3 protein-coding genes are annotated in these 2,756 nt (G+C 76.3%); all 3 read right to left on the bottom strand.

All coding sequences use genetic code 11. The annotated features are described in order from the left end of the window. Positions 1–1,001: radical SAM protein (locus LLG88_01700; protein ID MCE5245621.1), on the bottom strand; the 1,001-nt coding region annotated here is incomplete at its 3' end. 27 nt (positions 1,002–1,028) lie between these two features. Further along, on the bottom strand, positions 1,029–1,322 hold the full coding sequence (locus LLG88_01695) for a PqqD family protein (GenBank protein MCE5245620.1): 294 nt from the start codon (positions 1,320–1,322) through the stop codon (positions 1,029–1,031). 30 nt (positions 1,323–1,352) lie between these two features. After that, positions 1,353–2,756 (bottom strand): alkaline phosphatase family protein (locus LLG88_01690; protein MCE5245619.1); only part of this gene is annotated, 1,404 nt, incomplete at its 5' end.

Here is a 2,756-nt window from a genome sequence, read left to right as displayed (position 1 = left end):
CGGCGGCCGATTTCCCCCAGCGAAAACGGGCTCCCGGTCTCCCTTTCCGCCGTTCCGGGGCAAAAGGCGGCGTAGGACGCCTCTTCCGACGCGGCGAGCGTCGTCCGCGGCAGCTCGTCCGCGATCCGCCGGACCTCGGTCAGCGGCGCGGCGGGGGCCGTCCGCCAGAACGACGCGAAATCCTCGATTTCCTCGATGTTCCCGAGCCGGCGCCGCCAGGCCACGCACGGAAAGACGTCGCCGTAGGGGTCGACCGTCACGATCGTCCGCCCCGCGTTGCACGCCGGCCCGGCCGCCCGCGGGTCGCGCGGCGCCGGGACCGCCCCGCGCCGCGCGGCGAGGTCGGCGAGGAACTCGACCAGCGGCTCGGTCTCCGCGGCGAGGGCCAGCGGCGAAAGGTCGCCGTCGTCGGTCGGCGTGATGTTCAGGTCGAACGTGACCTTGCAGCCGAACCGTCCCGCGACCTCTTCGATCGCCCGCAGCTGCCCTTGGTTGTCCTTCGTGACCGGCGTCTTCACGACGACGTGGAGGCCGCGGCCCGAGAGGTTCGAGAGCGCCGCGAGCAGCTTGTCGAACGAGCCGCGCACGCCGGTCAGCCGATCGTGCGTCGCCGCGTCGGCGCCGTGCAGGCTGACCTCCGTCTCGAACGGCGCGAGGGCCGCGTAGCGGTCGGCGCAGGCCTCGTCGGCCAGGGCCACGCCGTTGGTGTAGACGCGCAGCACGAGCCCCCGCCCGCGCACGCCCGCGGCGATCTTCCAGAAGTCGCGGTGACGGAACGGCTCGCCGCCGGTGAGGATGACGTGGAAGGCGCCGGCGGCCTTCAGCTTGTCGATCGCCCGCAGCCAAGCGTCGCCGTCCAGCTCGGCGCGCCCCGCCGGCGCGTTGTAGCAGAACGAGCAGCGCAGATTGCACTTGTAGGTGAGCTCGAGCTGCGCGACGACCGGCCGCGCCTCGGCCGCGGCGCGGTCGAAGAGATCCCCGATCGTCACGCGCCGCTCCATTCGAACCTCCGTCGCGCCGCGGGTCGTTCAGACCCGCTGCACGGCGCCCTTGTTCTCGAGGTCGCCGAGCAGTTCGAGCACGTCGGCGACGACTTCCTCCCGCGGCGGCAGCGGCTCCTCGCAATCCTCGAGCAGCGCGTCGGCCAGGTCGCCCGCCGCGCGCTCGCCGTCGAGCAGCTCGAACAGCCGCTTGCCCGGGCCGTTGAGCACGATCTGCCACGACTGCGCGGGGGCGACGACGAGCAGCTCGTCGCCGAAGGAGGTGAAGGAAACGTCGGGCCGGCGCCTAAAGATCGTCGCCGCAGTGTCGGTGTCGCGCATGTTTCGCCTCGGTGGCCGGAGTATACGCGGCTACTTCACGTAGCCAAGGCTCTTCAGCCGCTCCAGAACGTCCTGCTCCAGTCCTTCCGGCGCGCTCGGCGGCGCCGCCGGTCCCGTCGCGGTCCGCAGCCGACGCGGCGGATTCGGCCCCGCCGCGACCGCCGCGCCCGACATCCGGTCGTCGATCGGCAGCCCCGCCGCGGCGAGGAAGCTCGGCGCGACGTCCACCGCGTTCAACGCGCCGGCGCCCGGCCCCGCGCCGCGCCGGGCGACGAAGCCCCGCTCCCCCGCCCCCGCGCGTCCCGGCAGGGCGGCGACCCAGACCATGTCCGCGCCGCCGTCGGCGAGGAGCGCGCCCAGCCGCCGATCGACGATCCGCGCGTGGCGGGCGAGCGCCTCCAGCGCGGCGAACGGATCGGCCCCCAACTCGCGCAGCCGCGCGCGGAGGATGTCCTGCCCCGGCAGATAGACCGCGCCGAGTCCGACCGCGGGATCGGCGAAGGCGTCGGCCAACGCGTCGAGCGCGAAGAGGTCGATCGCCAGCGCCTCGCGCGCGACCGCCGCCCCGCCGGGCGGCAACGCCGTCGTCCCCTCGTCCGTCGCCGCCGCGGCGTCCGCGGCCGCGAGCCAACGCGCGCCGCGCGAGACGCCCCACGACGACGGATAGAACGCCTGCTCGACGCCCCGTCCGCGGCGCAGCGCGGTGACCGCGACGTCGCTCACGACGTAGCCGCCGCGCGTTCCCGACGCGCCGGCCGGCCACGTGCCCCACCAGCCGACGACGGCGGTCTTCTCCGCCCCCGCGGCGACCTCCCAGAACGACGGCACGCGCCGCACGCCGGCCCGCACGACGCGGCGCTCGGTCGGCCAGAGGCGCAGCAGCAGGTCGAGCGGCCCGGCGGCGAGGCCCGGCCGCGGGGCCGGCGCCGCGGCGCCGCGCAGCCCCGGCATCTCGAAGCCGGTGACGCCGTGCTCGGCGGGGCGGCTCCCGGTGGCGACGGTCGTCCAGACCGCCACCGGATCGGTTTCCGCGGGAGGACGGAGAGTGGTCAGCCCCCACGGCTCGGCGCCGAGCAGCGCCGTCCGCGCGGAGGCGTCGCCGGTCCGCTCGGGCGGCGCTTCCCCGGCACCGGCAACGGCGCCGGAGACGCCGCGCGTCCCGCCGGCGAGCGGCGCTTCCGCGCGCGCCTGATCGACGCGGCGCAGCCCGGCGAGCAGTTCCGCGCTCATCCCGTCCCAGGCGACGAACAGCGCGCGGCGCGTCGCGGCGGCGTCCTTGACCACCGGCGCGCCGGTCGGCGCGCTCCCCGCGACGAGCGAGGCGACCCCCGCCGCGGCCGCGGCGGCGAGCGCCGAAAGACCGAGCGCCCAGAGCGCGACGCGCGGGCGACGGCGCGACGGCGCGCGTCCGGCGACGAGCGCCGCCTGCCCCGG

Source organism: bacterium, assembly GCA_021372775.1.
Taxonomy (GTDB): domain Bacteria; phylum Acidobacteriota; class Polarisedimenticolia; order J045; family J045; genus JAJFTU01.
This window is presented reverse-complemented; position numbering and strand designations above follow the sequence as displayed.